Source organism: Agrobacterium sp. 6Ca8, assembly GCF_055382765.1.
In genome coordinates, this window is the sequence record NZ_AP026433.1 from 1,748,332 (window position 1) to 1,764,520 (window position 16,189).

The window sequence follows — 16,189 nt, forward strand, 5'->3', positions numbered from 1 at the left end:
AAACCATCCTCGCTTTTCAACAGGCGGTAATCCGCTATTCTGAGCATCCGGATGAAACAGAAGCCGGAGCCCCCATGGAACTCACCACCCTCATTGCCTTTGCAGCAGCCTTCTTCGTGTTCGCGGCCAGCCCCGGCCCGGACAATATGACGATCGTCGCCCGCACCATCACCCATGGTGCCGCCTCCGGCCTCGCCTATGGGGCCGGAACCGTGGCAGGAATATTGATATTCCTCACGCTTGCAGCCTTCGGCCTGTCGATCCTCGCCGCCGAAATGGGAACGGTGATGGCGGTGCTGCGCTATGGCGGCGCGGCCTATCTCATCTGGATGGGCTTCAAACTCTGGACAGCGGAACCTGTGGTTCCCGGTCTGCAACCCATGAATGGCCGCCATAGCCTTCTTTCGATATTCGCCACGGGAACCGCGCTCAATCTCGGAAATCCGAAAATGCCGCTCTTTTACGTGGCATTGTTACCGAACGTTGTCGGCGCCTCGCTGACGGTCGATCACCTTCTGGCGCTGGCATCCGTCATCGTCGTGGTGGAGGCGGTTGTGATCGGCGCTCATGTGGTTCTGGCTGTGCGGGCAAGAAAGCTGCTTCGTGAGCCAAGAATCGTCCGCAGGGTGAACCGGGCGGCGGGCGGCGTCATGATCGGCTCCGGCGTGGCGGTGGCCGTCAGCCGTTAATCCTTGGCGGCAAGCAGGCGGGCGGCGGCAGCCCTCGCCTCATCTGTCACCGAGGCACCGGCAAGCATGCGGGCGATTTCTTCGGTGCGATGTTTCGGCTCCATGGTAGCGACACGCGTGGCGATGCGCTCGGTGCCGTCGCCGGAGGGGCCTTTGGAAATGAGAAGATGTGTGGCCGCCCGCGCGGCCACCTGGGGCGCGTGGGTGACGGACAGAACCTGCACGGTTTTCGACAGACGACGCAGCCTCTGGCCAATGGCATCTGCCACAGCGCCGCCAACGCCCGTGTCGATTTCGTCGAACACCAGTGTCGGTGCCGATCCACGATCAGCCAGCGCGACTTTAAGCGCCAGCAGGAAACGGGACAATTCGCCGCCAGAAGCGACTTTCATGATCGGGCCGGGCCGCGTTCCAGGATTGGTCTGAACGTGGAATTCCACGATGTCGATACCGTCAGCCGTCGCTTGCTCCGGGTCGGAGCTGACTTCGACGGTAAAACGTGCCCGCTCCAGCTTGAGCGCCGGAAGCTCAGCCATGACAGCTTCGGAAAGCGCATTTGCCGCATTGCGGCGTTTTTCGGAAAGCGATTTGGCCGCGTGGTCGAAATCGGCTTTCACAACGCCGAGATTGGCTTCAAGTTTGCCGAGCTTTTCTTCGCCCGCATCGAGGTCGGCGAGATCCGCGACCATTTTTTCCGCAAGCGCCGGTAGATCAGGCACCGCGACATTATATTTGCGTCCGGCGGCGCGTAGCGCAAACAGCCGTTCCTCCACCCGCTCCAGCTCGCGTGGATCGAACTCGGTGCGGCGAAGTGCGGCTTCCACTTCCATCTGCGCGTTGGAAAGGCTGTCGAGCGCGGCATCCAGCAATTGCACAGTGTCTTCCAGCAATCCCGGCGCCTCGTGGCTCTTGCGTTCCAGGCGCCGCATCATGGATGCGATCATGGGCACTGGCGAGGCGTTGCCGTTCAGGAACTCGCTCGCTTCGGCGATATCACCGGCAATACGTTCGGATTTCTGCATCACCGCCCGACGTTCGGCAAGCTCCTCCTCCTCGCCGTCGCGCGGCGAGAGCACCTCAAGCTCCTCGACGGAGGAACGCAGATAGTCCGCCTCTCGGGCAGCAGCCTCAACCTTGGCACGATGGGTTTTCAATGCCCGCTCGGCGTCCTTCCATGTGCGGTAGAAACCCTGAACGGCACGGGCATCTTCGCTCAGCCCGGCAAAAGCATCCAGCAGCGTACGGTGGGCATCGGTATCGACAAGGGCGCGGTCGTCGTGCTGGCCGTGAATTTCGACCAGTAGCTGCCCCAGCTGACGCATCATCTGCACGCTGATGGCCTGATCGTTGATATAGGCCTTGGTGCGTCCGTCTGCGGATTGCACGCGGCGGAAAATCAGGTCGCCATCGTCATCCAGACCGTTTTCGCGCAGGAGATGCCGTGTGGGGTGGCTGTTCGGAACTTCGAAAGTGGCAGTGACCTGCCCCTTCTCTTCCCCGTGGCGCACCAGACCGCCATCGCCGCGGCCGCCGAGGGCCAGCGACAGGCTGTCAAGCAGAATGGATTTGCCCGCGCCCGTCTCACCCGTCAACACGGAAAGGCCCGCCTCAAAGCCGAGGTCGAGCCTTTCAATCAGAACGATGTCACGAATCGAGAGCTGGACCAGCATGGCCTATGCCCTGTCTCAGGCGCCGATAAGCTTCTTGCCGGCGCGCGAAATCCAGGACCCCTTGTTTTCACGCGGCTCCAACCCACCGCCCTTCAGCAGCTTGTAGGAATCCGCATACCATTGGCTGTCGGGATAGTTGTTGCCGAGAACGGCGGCAGCAGTCTGCGCCTCGTCGGAAAGACCCATCGCATAATAGGATTCCGTCAAACGGGCCAGCGCTTCCTCGATCTGGTTGGTGTTCTGGTATTGCTCGACGACGATACGGAAACGCGAAACGGCGGCGAGATATTCCTTGCGCTCAAGGTAATAACGGCCGACCTGCATTTCGCGGCCAGCGAGCTGGTCGCGGGCGAAACGGATTTTGGCCTGCGCGTCAGCGACATATTCCGAATCAGGGTAGTCGTTGACCACCTTGCTCATCGCCTCGACCGTGCGCTGCGCGGCGCGCTGGTCCTGCGTCACGTCGGAAATCTGCTTCGAATAGGCAAGACCGATCATGTACTGAACGTAGGCGGCATCCTTGGAGCGCGGATATTGGCGCAGGAAGCGGCTGCCCGACGCGATGGCCACGTCGTTCTTGTTGGTGCGCGTGGCGATGAAGGTCTGCATCACAAGCGCCTTCTGGCCCCATTCGGTGAAGGGATATTGCTTGTCGATCGCCTCGAACTTGCGCGAGGCCTCCGTCATGTTGCCGGCGTTCATGTTGGCAAGCCCCTGCTTGTACAGAACGTCTGGCGGATCGGTCTCGACGCCGAGCTTGGTAATGTCGATATCCGGATCGGACTGGCAGGCCGTGACGGCAACACTCGCACCGACCAACATCAACGAAACGGCGATCCCCCGCATCGTACCCTTCATTGCACCAGACCCTACATGCTTCATTCGACAGTTCCCACTTCCCGCGCAAATACATAAGCATCGGCTTTGCACTGGCGTTTCTAGCCATAAAAGCATCTGCAGGGCAACGCAATGATGATGCATTAACGCATTTTTATGGCATCGGCCCATGCAATCGCATGAATATCAGGCGGTATGACAAAACATCCCGCCCCTCATCGTGAAAAAGCCGCCCCGAAACGGAGCGGCTTTTCCTGTCAATCAATAGCCTGCAAACAAACTCAAGCGGACCAGGGTGCAAATTCCGGCATGTTGACCGGAACGAATTCGCGGGCACGTACCTGGTTGCGGGCGGCCGGAGCCTCCACGATCTCATAGGCCGAGCGGTCGCTCAGCAAAGCCTTCAGCGCGTTGGCATTGACCTTGTGGCCGCCGCGATAGGAGCGATAGCAACCGATGAACTGTGCACCGGCAAGTGCCAGGTCGCCCACGGCGTCCAGCGTCTTATGGCGAACGAATTCGTCCTTGGCATAACGCAGGCCTTCCATGTTGATGACGCTGTTGTCGTCGGAAATGACAACAGAGTTTTCAAGCGAGGAGCCGAGTGCGTAACCGGCAGCCCACAGGCGCTCCACGTCACGCATGAAGCCGAAGGTGCGGGCGCGCGAAAGCTCGTTCTTGAACGTATCCGCCGTCAGGTCGCCCTTCCAGGACTGCTTGCCGATTAGCGGCGTGTCGAAATCGATATCGACCTCGAACCGCGTGCCGTCGTAAGGGCGGAACTCCGCCCAGGACGCACCCGAATCGATGCGCACCGGCTTGATGACGCGGATATAGCGGCGCTTCACACCAAGGTTCTTGATGCCAGCCGATTCGATCGCATCGATAAATGGCGCAGAGCTGCCGTCCATGATCGGCACTTCCGGACCGTCGACCTCAACGACGAGGTTATCGAGGCCCATGGCGTAGATGGCGGCCATGACGTGCTCGACCGTTGCCACTGACTGGGATAGCGAGCGGCCGAGCACGGTGCACAGATCGGTATTGCCGACATTGGAAGACACCGCCTTCAACTCGGTTACGCTGCCATTTTCATGAAGGCGCTGAAACACGATGCCCGTTCCGGCTTCTGCGGGCTGGAACGTCATCGAAGCCGGATTGCCGGAATGCACGCCAATGCCCTTGAGCTGAACAGCATTTGCGATAGTCGTCTGAAATCCGAGCAGTCCGATAGTCATGCGTATATGCCTTGTTTTGAAAACCGCGCCGTATATTCAGCGCCGTTCAAGTTTTTCAAGCCGGTTTCAACAACCGGCGAGGTCAATGTTTTCCCTTACCCAGCCTCATACATACGCACATGAAAGTGCCAGGACAAATCACTGTTCGTTTCGGATTGTTACACGCACAAGCCATTGAAAAGATGAATTAATTTACTGTTAATAACGCACAATAAAACAAAACGCCCGGGTCGTGTGACCCGGGCGTTTGGAGAGGCGAACGGAATCGCTGTTAGTTGGACTGGCGACGCAGGAACGCCGGAATTTCCAGCTGGTCGTCGTCATGGTGGCTTGACGAAGAAGGCGTCGCACGACCGTGATCGTCAAGCTGGCCACGACGCGGAGCGTAGAGGCTGGCTTCCGGCGAAAGTGCGCGGCGCTGCTGCGGCGCCATGCTCGGCGCATCCATCATTTCGGAAGGAACTTCTTCCTCTTCGCGTCGGCCAAGCGAGTTGGTGATGCGCTTCAGAAGACCCATCGGACCACGCTCTTCCTGGGCTGCAGGAGCTGCGTGGGCACGGTGATCCATCTCGGCCTTCACGACCGGCGGAAAGTCCTCAACCTTCGGCATGCGGACAGGCTCGGGCTGGCGGGCAACAGGAGCCTGCTCCTGATAGACCGGAGCCTGCGGCTGCTGCAGACGCGGAGCGGCAACCTGTTCCGGCGCATGATAAACCGGTGCCGGGGCAACAGGTGCCGGAGCAGCCTGCTGAACCGGCTGGGCCGGACGGAGAGCTGCCGGTGCTTCAGCCGGAGCGGATGCAAACAGCTTGCTCTGCGGACGGAAATCCTGAGAGGGCTGCTGGTGTGCTGCGAAACCAAGTTCACGTTCCATTTCGGCTTCCGCCGAACGGATGGTCTGGGCGATCTGGTCTACGGTCTTTGGTGCCTGCGATACTGCTTGTGCAGGCTGAACTGCGGCCGGAGCGGGAGCAACGGCCGCGGAAGGACGGATAAGCGGCTTGGCGGCTGCGGCGCGCATATCGGCAACGTTCTGTTCGCCAACGCCCGCAACGCGGTCGATGCCGGTCGCGACGACGGAGACGCGGATGAGACCTTCAAGTGCCTCGTCGAAGGTTGCGCCGAGGATGATGTTCGCATCCGGATCGACTTCTTCGCGAATACGGGTAGCCGCTTCGTCGACTTCGAACAGGGTAAGATCGCGACCGCCGGTGATGGAGATCAGGAGGCCCTGTGCGCCCTTCATCGAGGTTTCGTCGAGCAGCGGGTTGGCGATTGCCGCTTCCGCAGCCTGCATCGCACGGCCCGGACCGGAAGCTTCGCCAGTACCCATCATTGCGCGGCCCATTTCACGCATGACCGAGCGAACGTCAGCGAAGTCGAGGTTGATGAGACCTTCCTTCACCATCAGATCGGTAATGCAGGCAACGCCGGAATAGAGAACCTGGTCAGCCATGGCGAAGGCATCGGCAAAGGTCGTCTTGTCGTTGGCAATGCGGAAGAGGTTCTGGTTCGGAATGACGATCAGCGTATCGACGGACTTCTGCAGTTCCTCGATGCCCTGTTCGGCAAGACGCATGCGGCGACCGCCTTCGAAATGGAAAGGCTTGGTAACGACGCCGACCGTCAGGATGCCCTTGTTGCGGGCAGCCTGTGCAACGACAGGTGCAGCACCGGTGCCTGTACCACCACCCATGCCGGCAGTGACGAAGCACATGTGGGTGCCGTTCAGGTGATCGATGATCTCATCGATGCATTCTTCAGCGGCGGCGCGTCCGACTTCCGGCTGGGAACCGGCACCGAGACCCTCGGTGACGTTGACGCCGAGCTGGATGACCCGGTCTGCCTTCGTCATGGTCAGAGCCTGTGCATCCGTGTTGGCGACGACGAAATCGACACCCTGGAGGCCAGCCGTGATCATGTTGTTGACAGCGTTACCGCCACCGCCGCCGACACCGAAAACAGTGATGCGTGGCTTCAGCTCGGTGATATCAGGCTTTTGCAGCTGTATCGTCATTTTACCATTCCTTCTTTCTCTGGCCGCATCGCCCCGCTGGCCGATTCTTGAAAACTCAACTTGGAAACCTCAGGCTCACGCCACGAGGCCACTCAGAAACTCTCTTTCAGCCATTGCCCTACCCGGGCTATCCGGCCGCTACCCGTACCAAACGGCGAGAACATTCCGCCTTGCGCCGCATGAATTTCGATGTCCGCCACCTGCGGATAAATCATCAGTCCGCATGCGGTTGAAAATGCCGGTCCCTTTGCCGCAACCGGAAGACCCGCAACCCCCATGGGGCGGCCGATACGAACGTTGCGGGCAAGAATGCGCCGTGCCGTTTCCGGCAGCCCCGTCAGCTGGCTCGCGCCGCCCGTCAGGACAACACGTTTGCCGACGATGGGGCTGAAGCCGGACTTCTGGATACGATCACGGATCAATTCCAGCGTCTCTTCGATACGCGCCCGCACGATGCGGGTAACAAGTGCCCTTGAAACTTGCGATGGTTGATCGCGATCATCTTCGCCAATCGGCGGGATCGAAATCATGTCGCGCTCATCCGCGCCATTCAGCAAAGCCGAACCATGCACCACCTTCAGTCTCTCCGCATCTTCGATTCGTGTCGAGAGGCCTCGTGCAAGATCTGTCGTAACGTGATGACCGCCAAGGCCGATCGCGTCGGTATGAATGAGACGGCCTTCGGCGAAAACCGAGATCGTCGTGGTGCCGCCGCCCATGTCGATGGCCGCACAGCCAAGCTCGACCTCGTCATCGACCAATGCCGCAAGACCGCTGGCATAGGGCGTCGCCACCATGCCCTCGACCGAGAGATGCGCGCGATTGACGCAAAGCTCGAGGTTCTTCAGCGCCGTGCGTTCGACAGTCACCACATGCATGTCGACACCGAGAAGATCGCCATACATCGACAGCGGATCACGAATGCCGCGCTCGCCATCCAGCGAATAGCCTGTTGGCAGCGAATGCAGGATCGCCCGGTCCTGACGCATGGACTGCTGGCTCGCCGCCACCAGAACCTTGCGCAGGTCGCTTGCTTCGACTTCCTGTCCGCCGAGATCGATGCTCGCGGTATAGATGTCGCTTGCCAGCCGGCCGGCGGAGACATTGACGATCAGGCTGTCGACGGTCAGGCCTGCCATGCGCTCGGCCGCATCCACCGAAAGACGGATCACGCCTTCGAGCGCGTCAAGATCGGCGATCACGCCGGATTTCACACCGCGCGAGCGCTGGTGACCAATGCCGATGATTTCCACCTTGTGGGTGCGACCCGGCAGGATTTCGCTTTCCTGGCGCGGCGTCAGCCGTCCGATCATGCAAACGACCTTGGTCGAGCCGATGTCGAGCACCGAGACGATGTGGCTGCGTTTGGAAGACAGCGGCTTCAGACGAGGCAGGCCGAAATGGGAAGAACCAAAAAAGCTCATGTGTTCTTCTCCGCTTTCTTGAGTGCCTTCGTGCGTGCATCTACCGCCGTCTGGCGGCGCTCTGCTGCACCTTCGGTCAACTGGATCGTTGTGCGGTCCGTCAGACGCAGATCGACGGCAGCGACATCACGCGACAGAACCTTTTCCTCGAGATCGAGCCGTGCCAGCAATTGCAGTGCCTGCGGCAGGTTCTCTTCCGGCAGCTTGACGACGATGCCGTTGTCGAGATGCAGATCCCAGCGGCGGCCGGCAATGCGAACATAGGCGCGAACGCGGTTGCGAATTTCCGGCCAATCGGCCAGTTGCGCGACGAAACCGGCAGCACCCGTTTCCGCGTCACGTCCGACGAAAAGCGGCAGGGCGGCAAATTTATTGTCACGCAGCGGCGCGATCACGCTCCCGCTTTTTTCGATCAGCGACAGTTCCGTGCCATGCTGCCAGATGCCGAAAGCTTCACGCTCCTTCAGGCGAACCTCAACCGTCTTCGGATAGACCTTGCGGATATCGACATCTTCGACCCAGGGAAGCTGGACGAGCTTGCGGCGTGCCGCATCGATATCAAGCGCAATCAGGGAGGTGCTGCCGTCAAGGCCGAGAAGCTGGAAGACTTCGATTTCCGATGTCTGCAAATTGCCGGATACCTTGACGTCCTCGACCGCAAAACCGGCGGCCGATGTCGTGGTCTGGGTGACGATATTCGTATGTCCGCCAAGCGACATGCCGTAAAGCCCGATCACCGCGTAAAAGGCAACAGCCGAAATCGTGCCGGTATGGGCGGGAATGTGGATGCGTCCGGTCGCAAGGCTGACACCGAAACGCACGAAACGACGCAGCGGACGCGGCAGCACCCTGCGATCGTCGGCATTTGCCGTCGCCACGAATTGCTCGCGCTTTTTTGCCGTCGACTTTTTGCCGGTCACCGCAAACACGAAGCGTCCTCCACCATCCAGCTGACAAGGTTACCAAAGGAGCGGCCAGCATGGGCCGCCATTTCCGGCACCAGGGAGGTCGGCGTCATGCCCGGCTGCGTATTCACTTCAAGCCAGATAACTTCGCCATCTTCTGAGAAGCGGTCGTCGTAACGAAAGTCTGAACGGCTTACGCCACGGCACCCGATCGCCCGATGCGCCATAACCGCCAGTGTTTGAATTTTTTGGTAAATTTTTGGTGAAATTTCTGCCGGAATGACATGCTTTGAGCCACCGGCTGCGTATTTAGCGTCATAATCATAGAAATTGTGACCCAGCGGCACCACTTCCGTCACACCTAGCGCCTCGCCGTCGACCACGCCGCAGGTCAGTTCGCGACCATGGATGTAACGCTCGACCATGACTTGGTCGCCGTAACGCCATTCGGACGAAGTAAGGATTTGCGGCGGATGCGACTGGTCTTCCTTGACGATCACCACACCGAAGCTCGAGCCTTCGCGCACCGGCTTCACGACGTAGGGCGGCGCAAGCGGATGTTCGCTGGTGAATTCGAACCGGTTCATGACGCGTTCGTCAGCCACCGGAATGCCGGCAGCCGCAGCCACTTTCTTGGCCTGCGCCTTGTCCATGGCAAGTGCAGAAGCGAGCACGCCGGAATGGGTATAGGGAATGGCGAGATATTCGAGAATGCCCTGAATGGTGCCGTCTTCGCCGAAGGGGCCATGCAGCGCATTGAAGGCGACATCCGGGCGCAGCTCGCCGAGTACGGCGGCGATATCGCGCCCCACATCGACCCGGGTGACCTTGTACCCCTCGCCCTCAAGGGCGAGCGCGCAAGCGTTCCCGGACGAGAGGCTGACCGGCCGCTCCGACGAAAACCCACCCAAAAGAACAGCTACGTGCTTGCCGCCCATCGATACCTCTGACACCAAATCTCCGCTACGAACCGCACCGGAACCAACCGAATTTGACGAACGGTGATTCTGGCACATGATCCTTGAGATCAGTTAAACGCCATTAAGGTTAATGAATCGTTTACTTTCGTTAACCGCCGCGCCCAACATGCCAGTTCCATTAAAGAATCAGCATCGATCCGAATTACCTCCTTGGAATCAGAGAGTTGGACGGATTGCAACATGCAGGTTTTCAATGATCGGAAATACAACGAGGGTGCCGCACACTTCTATCCCTGATAAAGACAAGGCGAAAACGTTAACGGATGACGCTTTTCCCCAGCGAAAATTATCTGACGTTTCAGCATTTTAAATCCGTCGCCTGAATCAGTCTCTCAATCTTGAGACTGCGTCCTCGCACACGCTGCGGTCCCTGTCGTACCAGCCGATCACATTGTCCGCATTATTTCTTTTTTAGCATTCCAAAAGAACAAAAATTGCGTTAACGCAGTCAATGCCTCCCAAGGCATGACATGCAATCATCCAAAAATGGGACCAAAACCATGACTGACGCGATATCTCCGGTATCGCCGACAGCTGGCAATTCGAACGTTGTAAAGACAAATTCGCCTGCACGAGTTCTCACTGCCAGCCTGGTCGGCACGACCATCGAGTTTTTCGATTTTTACGTTTACGCCACGGCCGCAGTGCTCGTGTTTCCGACATTGTTCTTCCCGAACAATGATCCGATGACGGCACTTCTGGCATCCTTCGCCACCTTCTCCATCGCCTTTTTCGCCCGCCCGCTCGGCGCCGTCGTTTTCGGCCATTATGGTGACCGCGTCGGCCGTAAAGCTACGCTTGTCGCCGCTCTGCTGACCATGGGCGTATCGACGGTCGTGATCGGCCTTCTGCCGTCCTATGAGACAGCCGGTGTTCTGGCACCTCTGTTGCTGGCGCTTTGCCGCTTCGGTCAGGGCTTCGGTCTTGGCGGAGAATGGGGCGGCGCGGTCCTGCTGGCCACGGAAAACGCTCCTCCCGGCAAGCGCAGCTGGTACGGGATGTTTCCGCAGCTCGGCGCGCCCGTCGGTCTGTTCCTCTCCTCCGGCGTCTTCTGGATCCTGCTGCACTTCATGTCGCAGGAAGCGCTTCTGAGCTGGGGCTGGCGCATTCCCTTCGTCGCTTCGATCATCCTGATCGCGGTTGGCATGTGGGTTCGTCTGTCGATCACGGAAACGCCAGCCTTCCAGAAGGCGATCGAAAAGGAAGAACGTGTTGCCGTGCCGGTCGTGGAACTGTTCCGCAACCACAAGCGCAGCCTCGCGCTCGGCACTTTCGTGGCGCTGGCTACCTTCGTGCTGTTCTATATCGGTACCGCCTATCTGCTGTCCTACAACGTCAAGGTTCTGAAAATCCCGTTCCTCGACGCACTCGAAGTGCAGATCATGGGCTCCATCGTTTTCGGCATCTTCATCCCGATCGCCGGCAAGCTCGCTGAGCGCTTCGGCCGTCGCGAAATCCTGATCCTGACGACGGTGCTGATCGGCCTGTTCTCGTTCCTGCTGCCTACCCTGATGACAGGCGGCGAAGGTTCGATCTTCATCTTCGCGGCTCTTGCGATGACGCTGATGGGCATGACCTACGGCCTGATTGGAACGGCGCTTGCCGCCCCCTTCCCGACAAGGGTGCGCTACACCGGCTCGTCCATCACCTTCAACATGGCAGGCATCTTCGGCGCATCGCTGGCACCCTACATCGCCACATGGCTGCAGGTGAATTACGGCATGGGATATGTCGGATATTACCTCTGCGTATCCGCCCTCATCACGCTCGCCTGCATTCTTCTGTCCCGCAAGGATGAAGTCTGAGCGACAGGCCACTAAAAGATCTAGGCCGCGAAATCACCTTTCGCGGCCTTTTTCGTCTGTGATGATCCTCAGGCGATAATTTGACGGCCACCTTTCGCGCCCGACGAACAGATGCGATTACGCCCGCTACGTTTCGCCTCGTAGAGCGCCATATCCGCACTGTGCATGACCTTCTCGAAAATCTCCCTGTTCCCGCGCAAGGCCACACCTATCGAGATGGTGGTACTGATCTGCAAATCCTGAAAATGAACCGTTGTCGTCGCGATCTTCTCACGGACGCCTTCGCACAGTTCCAGGAACCGGTCCGGGGCAAGGGTGTGGACGACGACAAACTCTTCACCGCCCATCCGCGCCACATGAGCGGCTTCATCGAAACCTTCCCGAATTGTCTTGGCAACACTGGAGATAACCATGTCACCAGCCAAATGGCCATACCTGTCATTCACGGACTTAAAATGATCAATGTCGATAAATGCGACGCAATACGGCGTGCTCAGGTGAACGCAATTCGAATAAAGACCTAGCCGGTTGTGAAGACCTGTCAGAGCATCAGTCTGGCTGAGCTGCGCAAAACGCTCGTGTGACTGGATCAGTAACTGCATCTGCCTAGCATTGAGCCAGCAAATTAAAAAACCGACGGTGAAAGAGATTGTCGTACTAAGGACCAGGCCGATTGTGAGCCCATTGCTCAAGTCCGAGACCAGGTCCAACTGCGCCATCGTCAGGATCGCAACGACACAGATAACGGCGGCTATGGAAGCGATCAGGCAAGCCAATCGAAATGATGACTGTACCGGGTCAAGCCGACGCCATCCATCCGGTGTCGCCACGGTGAAAGTCGTTATCGCGACGAGTTCGCTTAAAAAACGTGACAGCTGTCCGCTTACGCGATCGGCAATGAAAATGCTCATAAATATCACCCAAGCAGTAGAGTGGCGCAACGCTGCCTCTCCCGTAATCTAAATACTGCTTATAGATAAAAACTATTGATCGACCGTTACCCGTCGCCAAGGGTGATATGAAACAAAAACTCCTGGCCGCTTGGTGCTGCCAGGAGAGATATAAAACGGCTAACGCAGTTGCTCATGGCAATCGCGAGGCATCGCAATTTTCAGGCGCCGAGGAAGGGCTCCACTTCACGACCCGGCATGAATAGGCCAAGCCGTTTGATTTCCCACTCCAGCCGAATGCCCGACTTCTCGAACACGCGCTTGCGAATGGTCTCGCCCAGATATTCCAGATCGTAACCGGTCGCATGGCCGGTATTGATCATGAAATTGCAATGCAGCGATGACATCTGCGCACCGCCGATGACCAGACCGCGACCGCCCGCTTCGTCGATCAGCTCCCAGGCGGAATGACCTTCGGGGTTCTTGAAGGTTGATCCACCGGTCTGTTCACGGATCGGCTGCACGGTTTCGCGGTGGTGACGCACGGCGTCCATATCGGCGCGGATCTTCGCGCGGTCTTCCGGATAACCCTCAAACAGGGCGCCGGTGAAGATCAGACCAGCATCGGCGCCGGAGTGGCGATAGCTGTAATCCATATCCGCATTGGAGAGCACATGCTGGTTGCCCTGACGGTCCACCGCATAAACCTCCACGACACGCTCACACGTTTCACCGCCGTTGGCGCCCGCATTCATGCGCAGAGCGCCGCCGATGGAGCCGGGAATACCGTAATAGAAATGGAAACCGCCAATGCCATTATCCATGGCCATCGCGGCAATATGCTTGTCCGGGCAGATCGCACCTGCCTTGATGCGGTTTTCACCCGAAAGCTCCACCGAGCCGAAACCTTTGGCGGAAAGACGGACGACGACACCTGGAATGCCGCCATCGCGCACCAGAAGGTTCGAGCCGACACCGACCACGGTCAACGGCACGTCCTCCGGAAGGATTTTCAGGAATGTAACCAGATCGTCGGTATCGTGCGGCTGGAACATGACTTCCGCAAGACCGCCGGCTCTGAACCACGTCACGCGGTCCATGGGCGCATCCGGTGTCAGACGTCCCCGCAATTCCTTTACCCCGTCGCCGAGCCTCCCCAGCAATTTAACCCCATCGACCTGTCTCATTCAGACTTTCCTGATATGCTCTTCAATTCCGAAGGCAGCGCTGCCGCCCATTGCGTGATATTTCCGGCCCCCAAGAGAACCACGAAATCGCCCGGATTCGCAATGCCTGCAACCACTGACGCGAGATCTTCCCGTTTTTCGAGAAAACGGGCATCGCGATGGCCGGCAGCCTTGATTGCGGAGACCAGCGCTTCCGAGCTTGCGCCCTCGATCGGATCTTCGCCCGCTGCATAGACCGGAGCAAGAATAATCGTATCGGCATCGTTAAAACAATGCGCGAAATCATCGAACAGGCTGGAAAGGCGGCTGTAGCGGTGCGGCTGATGCACGGCGATGATGCGGCCCTTGCAGGCTTCGCGCGCAGCCGCGAGCACAGCCTTGATCTCAACCGGATGGTGGCCGTAATCGTCGAAGACCTGCACGCCATTGGCTTCGCCCGTCAGCGTGAAACGACGCTTGACGCCGGCAAAGGAGGCGAGGCCCTTCTTGATGTCCGCTTCCGAAATACCGAGACGATTGGCGACGGCAATCGCAGCCGTTGCGTTCGAAACATTGTGGCGACCGGGCATCGGTAGGACGAGATCGGTGAAGGAGAATATCTTGCCGGTGCGGCGCCGGCGAATTTCCACATCGAAGATAGACCGCGTGCCATCGATGCGCACATTCGAAAACCGCACGTCGGCCTGTGGGTTCTCACCATAGGTGATGACCTTACGGTCTTCGATACGCCCAACCAAAGCCTGCACCTCGGGATGGTCGAGACACATGACGCCGAAGCCGTAGAACGGAACATTCTCCACGAATTGCCGGAAAGCAGCGCGCACGGCGTCGAAATTGCCGTAGTGGTCAAGATGTTCCGGGTCGATATTGGTGATCACGGCCACATCGGCCGGAAGCTTCAGGAATGTGCCATCGGATTCATCGGCCTCCACCACCATCCACTCGCCCTCGCCCATGCGGGCGTTGGTGCCATAGGCGTTGATGATGCCGCCGTTGATCACGGTCGGGTCGAGATTGCCGGCTTCCAGCAGGGTCGCGACCATCGAAGTTGTCGTGGTCTTGCCGTGCGTGCCACCGATGGCAATGGCGTTGCGGAAACGCATCAACTCGGCCAGCATTTCGGCACGGCGAACGATCGGCAGGTGTTTTTCCCGCGCGGCGATCAGCTCCGGATTGTTCTTCTTGATCGCGGTGGAAACGACCACGACCTCGGCATCACCTAGATTATCCGCCGTATGGCCGACGAAGACCTCGATGCCCTTGTCGCGCAGGCGCTGCACATTGGCGCTGTCGGCCTGGTCGGAGCCCTGTACGCGATGACCGAGATTGTGAAGCACTTCGGCAATGCCGCTCATGCCGATCCCGCCTATGCCGATGAAATGGACAAGGCCTATGGCTTTCGGCATCTTCATGCCTCAACTCCTTCAATGTTCTTCTTGAATTCCTGTACGGACTTTCCGCTCGCAATCGCCTCGACCAGATCGGCCAGTACATCTGCCGCGTGCGGTTTTCCTGTCGCCTTGGCCGCCGCCGCCGTTGCGGACAACCGATCCGGCTCGGACAGCGCCGAGGACAGAAGGCCGGAGAGCTTCTGCGGCGACAGTTCCGCCTGCTTGATGACGCTTGCACCGCCGGCTGCCGAAAGCGCTGCCGCATTGGCCGCCTGATCGTGATCCAGCGCATGCGGATAAGGCACGAGGATCGAGGGTCGGCCGATGACCGAAAGCTCCGATACCGTCGACGCACCCGAACGGCTGATGACCAGATCGGCCTCACCGATGCGGGAGGCCATGTCGCCGAAGAAAGGCGAGACATCCGCCTTCACGCCCAGCTTCTGATACGAGGAGATCACACTGTCCTTGTCTTCGGGGCGCGCCTGCTGGGTCACGACGATGCGCTTGCGCTGTTCATCCTTCAACAGGCAGATCGCCGCCGGAACCGCGCTGGAAAAGAACTGCGCTCCCTGGCTGCCGCCAAAAACCACGAGCTGGAACGTCTCGCCGGTCTGCGAAGGCGTATAGGGTATCTCTGACGCCGCCAGCACCGCCGGGCGCACGGGATTGCCGGTCGCAACCGTCTTGTCGGAATATTGGCCGTTGGCGGGCGGCAGAAAACCACCGGCAATCGCCTTCACACGGGCCGCCAGCGCCTTGTTGGCTCGACCCATCACCGCATTCTGCTCGTGAATGATCGATGGCACGCCAAGCCCGGTCGAGGCAAGCAGCGGCGGCACGGTGGGATAACCGCCAAAGCCGACGACCGCAACCGGCTTCAGCTTCGAGATCAGCCGGCGCGCTGAACGCAGCCCTGTCCACAGCTTCCACAGCGAACGCGCCACGGAAATCGGGTTTTTCGAACCGATGGTGGCGGATGGAACGACGTGAATTTCTTCCGCCGGAAACTTTCCCGCATAACGCTCGGCACGGCTGTCGGTGACCAGATGCACCTGATAACCGCGCGCTTTCAGCGTGTGCGCCAAGGCCTCGGCTGGAAAGACATGGCCGCCGGTACCCCCGGCGGCGAGCAGAACAATACCCTTGCTCATGA

General features: G+C 59.1%; 13 protein-coding genes. 2 read left to right on the plus strand and 11 right to left on the minus strand.

Annotated elements, in window-relative coordinates; genetic code table 11:
- The first annotated feature begins 74 nt into the window (after window positions 1–74).
- Window positions 75–689 carry a LysE family translocator gene (locus ACZ5A6_RS08825; RefSeq protein ID WP_013636505.1) on the plus strand — a complete coding sequence of 205 codons (615 nt, stop codon included), beginning with the start codon at window positions 75–77 and terminating at the stop codon, window positions 687–689.
- Here ACZ5A6_RS08825 and recN read toward each other — a convergent pair.
- From recN to ACZ5A6_RS08860, 7 genes are all read right to left on the minus strand, one after another.
- Window positions 686–2,359 carry a DNA repair protein RecN gene (gene recN, locus ACZ5A6_RS08830; protein WP_112290509.1) on the minus strand — a complete coding sequence of 558 codons (1,674 nt, stop codon included), beginning with the start codon at window positions 2,357–2,359 and terminating at the stop codon, window positions 686–688. The two genes, ACZ5A6_RS08825 and recN, sit on opposite strands and share 4 nt — an antisense overlap.
- A gap of 15 nt (window positions 2,360–2,374) precedes the next feature.
- Window positions 2,375–3,241, minus strand: a complete 867-nt coding sequence (locus ACZ5A6_RS08835; RefSeq protein WP_003513201.1) for an outer membrane protein assembly factor BamD — start codon at window positions 3,239–3,241, stop codon at window positions 2,375–2,377.
- Window positions 3,242–3,477: 236 nt separating this feature from the next.
- On the minus strand, window positions 3,478–4,434 hold the full coding sequence (gene lpxC, locus ACZ5A6_RS08840) for a UDP-3-O-acyl-N-acetylglucosamine deacetylase (RefSeq protein ID WP_003513204.1): 957 nt from the start codon (window positions 4,432–4,434) through the stop codon (window positions 3,478–3,480).
- A 271-nt stretch (window positions 4,435–4,705) separates the two neighbouring features.
- Window positions 4,706–6,451, minus strand: coding sequence for a cell division protein FtsZ (ftsZ, locus tag ACZ5A6_RS08845; RefSeq protein WP_174061061.1), 1,746 nt, complete (start codon window positions 6,449–6,451; stop codon window positions 4,706–4,708).
- A gap of 92 nt (window positions 6,452–6,543) precedes the next feature.
- Window positions 6,544–7,875, minus strand: a complete 1,332-nt coding sequence (gene ftsA, locus ACZ5A6_RS08850; RefSeq protein WP_003513208.1) for a cell division protein FtsA — start codon at window positions 7,873–7,875, stop codon at window positions 6,544–6,546.
- Complete coding sequence (locus ACZ5A6_RS08855; RefSeq protein WP_003513210.1) at window positions 7,872–8,804, minus strand: cell division protein FtsQ/DivIB; 933 nt, start codon at window positions 8,802–8,804, stop codon at window positions 7,872–7,874. Before ACZ5A6_RS08855 ends, ftsA begins: the two co-directional genes overlap by 4 nt.
- The gene (locus ACZ5A6_RS08860) at window positions 8,792–9,718 is read right to left on the minus strand and encodes a D-alanine--D-alanine ligase (RefSeq protein WP_065659192.1); all 927 of its coding nucleotides are present in this window, start codon (window positions 9,716–9,718) and stop codon (window positions 8,792–8,794) included. Before ACZ5A6_RS08860 ends, ACZ5A6_RS08855 begins: the two co-directional genes overlap by 13 nt.
- A 542-nt stretch (window positions 9,719–10,260) precedes the next feature.
- Here ACZ5A6_RS08860 and ACZ5A6_RS08865 point away from each other — a divergent pair.
- The gene (locus ACZ5A6_RS08865) at window positions 10,261–11,565 is read left to right on the plus strand and encodes an MFS transporter (protein WP_003513212.1); all 1,305 of its coding nucleotides are present in this window, start codon (window positions 10,261–10,263) and stop codon (window positions 11,563–11,565) included.
- A 68-nt stretch (window positions 11,566–11,633) separates the two neighbouring features.
- On the opposite strand, the gene ACZ5A6_RS08870 is transcribed toward ACZ5A6_RS08865, so the two are convergent.
- The 4 genes from ACZ5A6_RS08870 to murG all read right to left on the minus strand — a co-directional run bounded on the left by ACZ5A6_RS08870 (window position 11,634) and on the right by murG (window position 16,187).
- Window positions 11,634–12,476 (minus strand): GGDEF domain-containing protein, encoded by an 843-nt coding sequence (locus ACZ5A6_RS08870; RefSeq protein ID WP_013636508.1) that lies wholly within the window; start codon window positions 12,474–12,476, stop codon window positions 11,634–11,636.
- Between the two features lie 200 nt (window positions 12,477–12,676).
- A complete protein-coding gene (murB, locus tag ACZ5A6_RS08875) occupies window positions 12,677–13,642 on the minus strand; it encodes a UDP-N-acetylmuramate dehydrogenase (protein ID WP_174061060.1) in 966 nt (321 codons plus the stop codon).
- Entirely contained in the window at window positions 13,639–15,054 is a 1,416-nt protein-coding gene (murC, locus tag ACZ5A6_RS08880; protein ID WP_038491615.1) for a UDP-N-acetylmuramate--L-alanine ligase, read from the minus strand. The genes murB and murC overlap by 4 nt, the downstream gene beginning before the upstream one ends.
- A complete protein-coding gene (gene murG, locus ACZ5A6_RS08885) occupies window positions 15,051–16,187 on the minus strand; it encodes an undecaprenyldiphospho-muramoylpentapeptide beta-N-acetylglucosaminyltransferase (protein WP_026330780.1) in 1,137 nt (378 codons plus the stop codon). Before murG ends, murC begins: the two co-directional genes overlap by 4 nt.
- Between the last annotated feature and the right edge of the window lie 2 nt (window positions 16,188–16,189).

Coding starts and splice junctions, on each gene's coding strand:
- ftsA (WP_003513208.1), bottom strand. CDS start 7,875: ATGAGCTTTTTTGGTTCTTCCCATTTCGGCCTGCCTCGTCTGAAGCCG.
- lpxC (WP_003513204.1), bottom strand. CDS start 4,434: ATGACTATCGGACTGCTCGGATTTCAGACGACTATCGCAAATGCTGTT.
- ACZ5A6_RS08825 (WP_013636505.1), top strand. CDS start 75: ATGGAACTCACCACCCTCATTGCCTTTGCAGCAGCCTTCTTCGTGTTC.
- ACZ5A6_RS08835 (WP_003513201.1), bottom strand. CDS start 3,241: ATGAAGCATGTAGGGTCTGGTGCAATGAAGGGTACGATGCGGGGGATC.
- murB (WP_174061060.1), bottom strand. CDS start 13,642: ATGAGACAGGTCGATGGGGTTAAATTGCTGGGGAGGCTCGGCGACGGG.
- murG (WP_026330780.1), bottom strand. CDS start 16,187: ATGAGCAAGGGTATTGTTCTGCTCGCCGCCGGGGGTACCGGCGGCCAT.
- ftsZ (WP_174061061.1), bottom strand. CDS start 6,451: ATGACGATACAGCTGCAAAAGCCTGATATCACCGAGCTGAAGCCACGC.
- ACZ5A6_RS08865 (WP_003513212.1), top strand. CDS start 10,261: ATGACTGACGCGATATCTCCGGTATCGCCGACAGCTGGCAATTCGAAC.
- ACZ5A6_RS08870 (WP_013636508.1), bottom strand. CDS start 12,476: ATGAGCATTTTCATTGCCGATCGCGTAAGCGGACAGCTGTCACGTTTT.
- ACZ5A6_RS08860 (WP_065659192.1), bottom strand. CDS start 9,718: ATGGGCGGCAAGCACGTAGCTGTTCTTTTGGGTGGGTTTTCGTCGGAG.
- recN (WP_112290509.1), bottom strand. CDS start 2,359: ATGCTGGTCCAGCTCTCGATTCGTGACATCGTTCTGATTGAAAGGCTC.
- murC (WP_038491615.1), bottom strand. CDS start 15,054: ATGAAGATGCCGAAAGCCATAGGCCTTGTCCATTTCATCGGCATAGGC.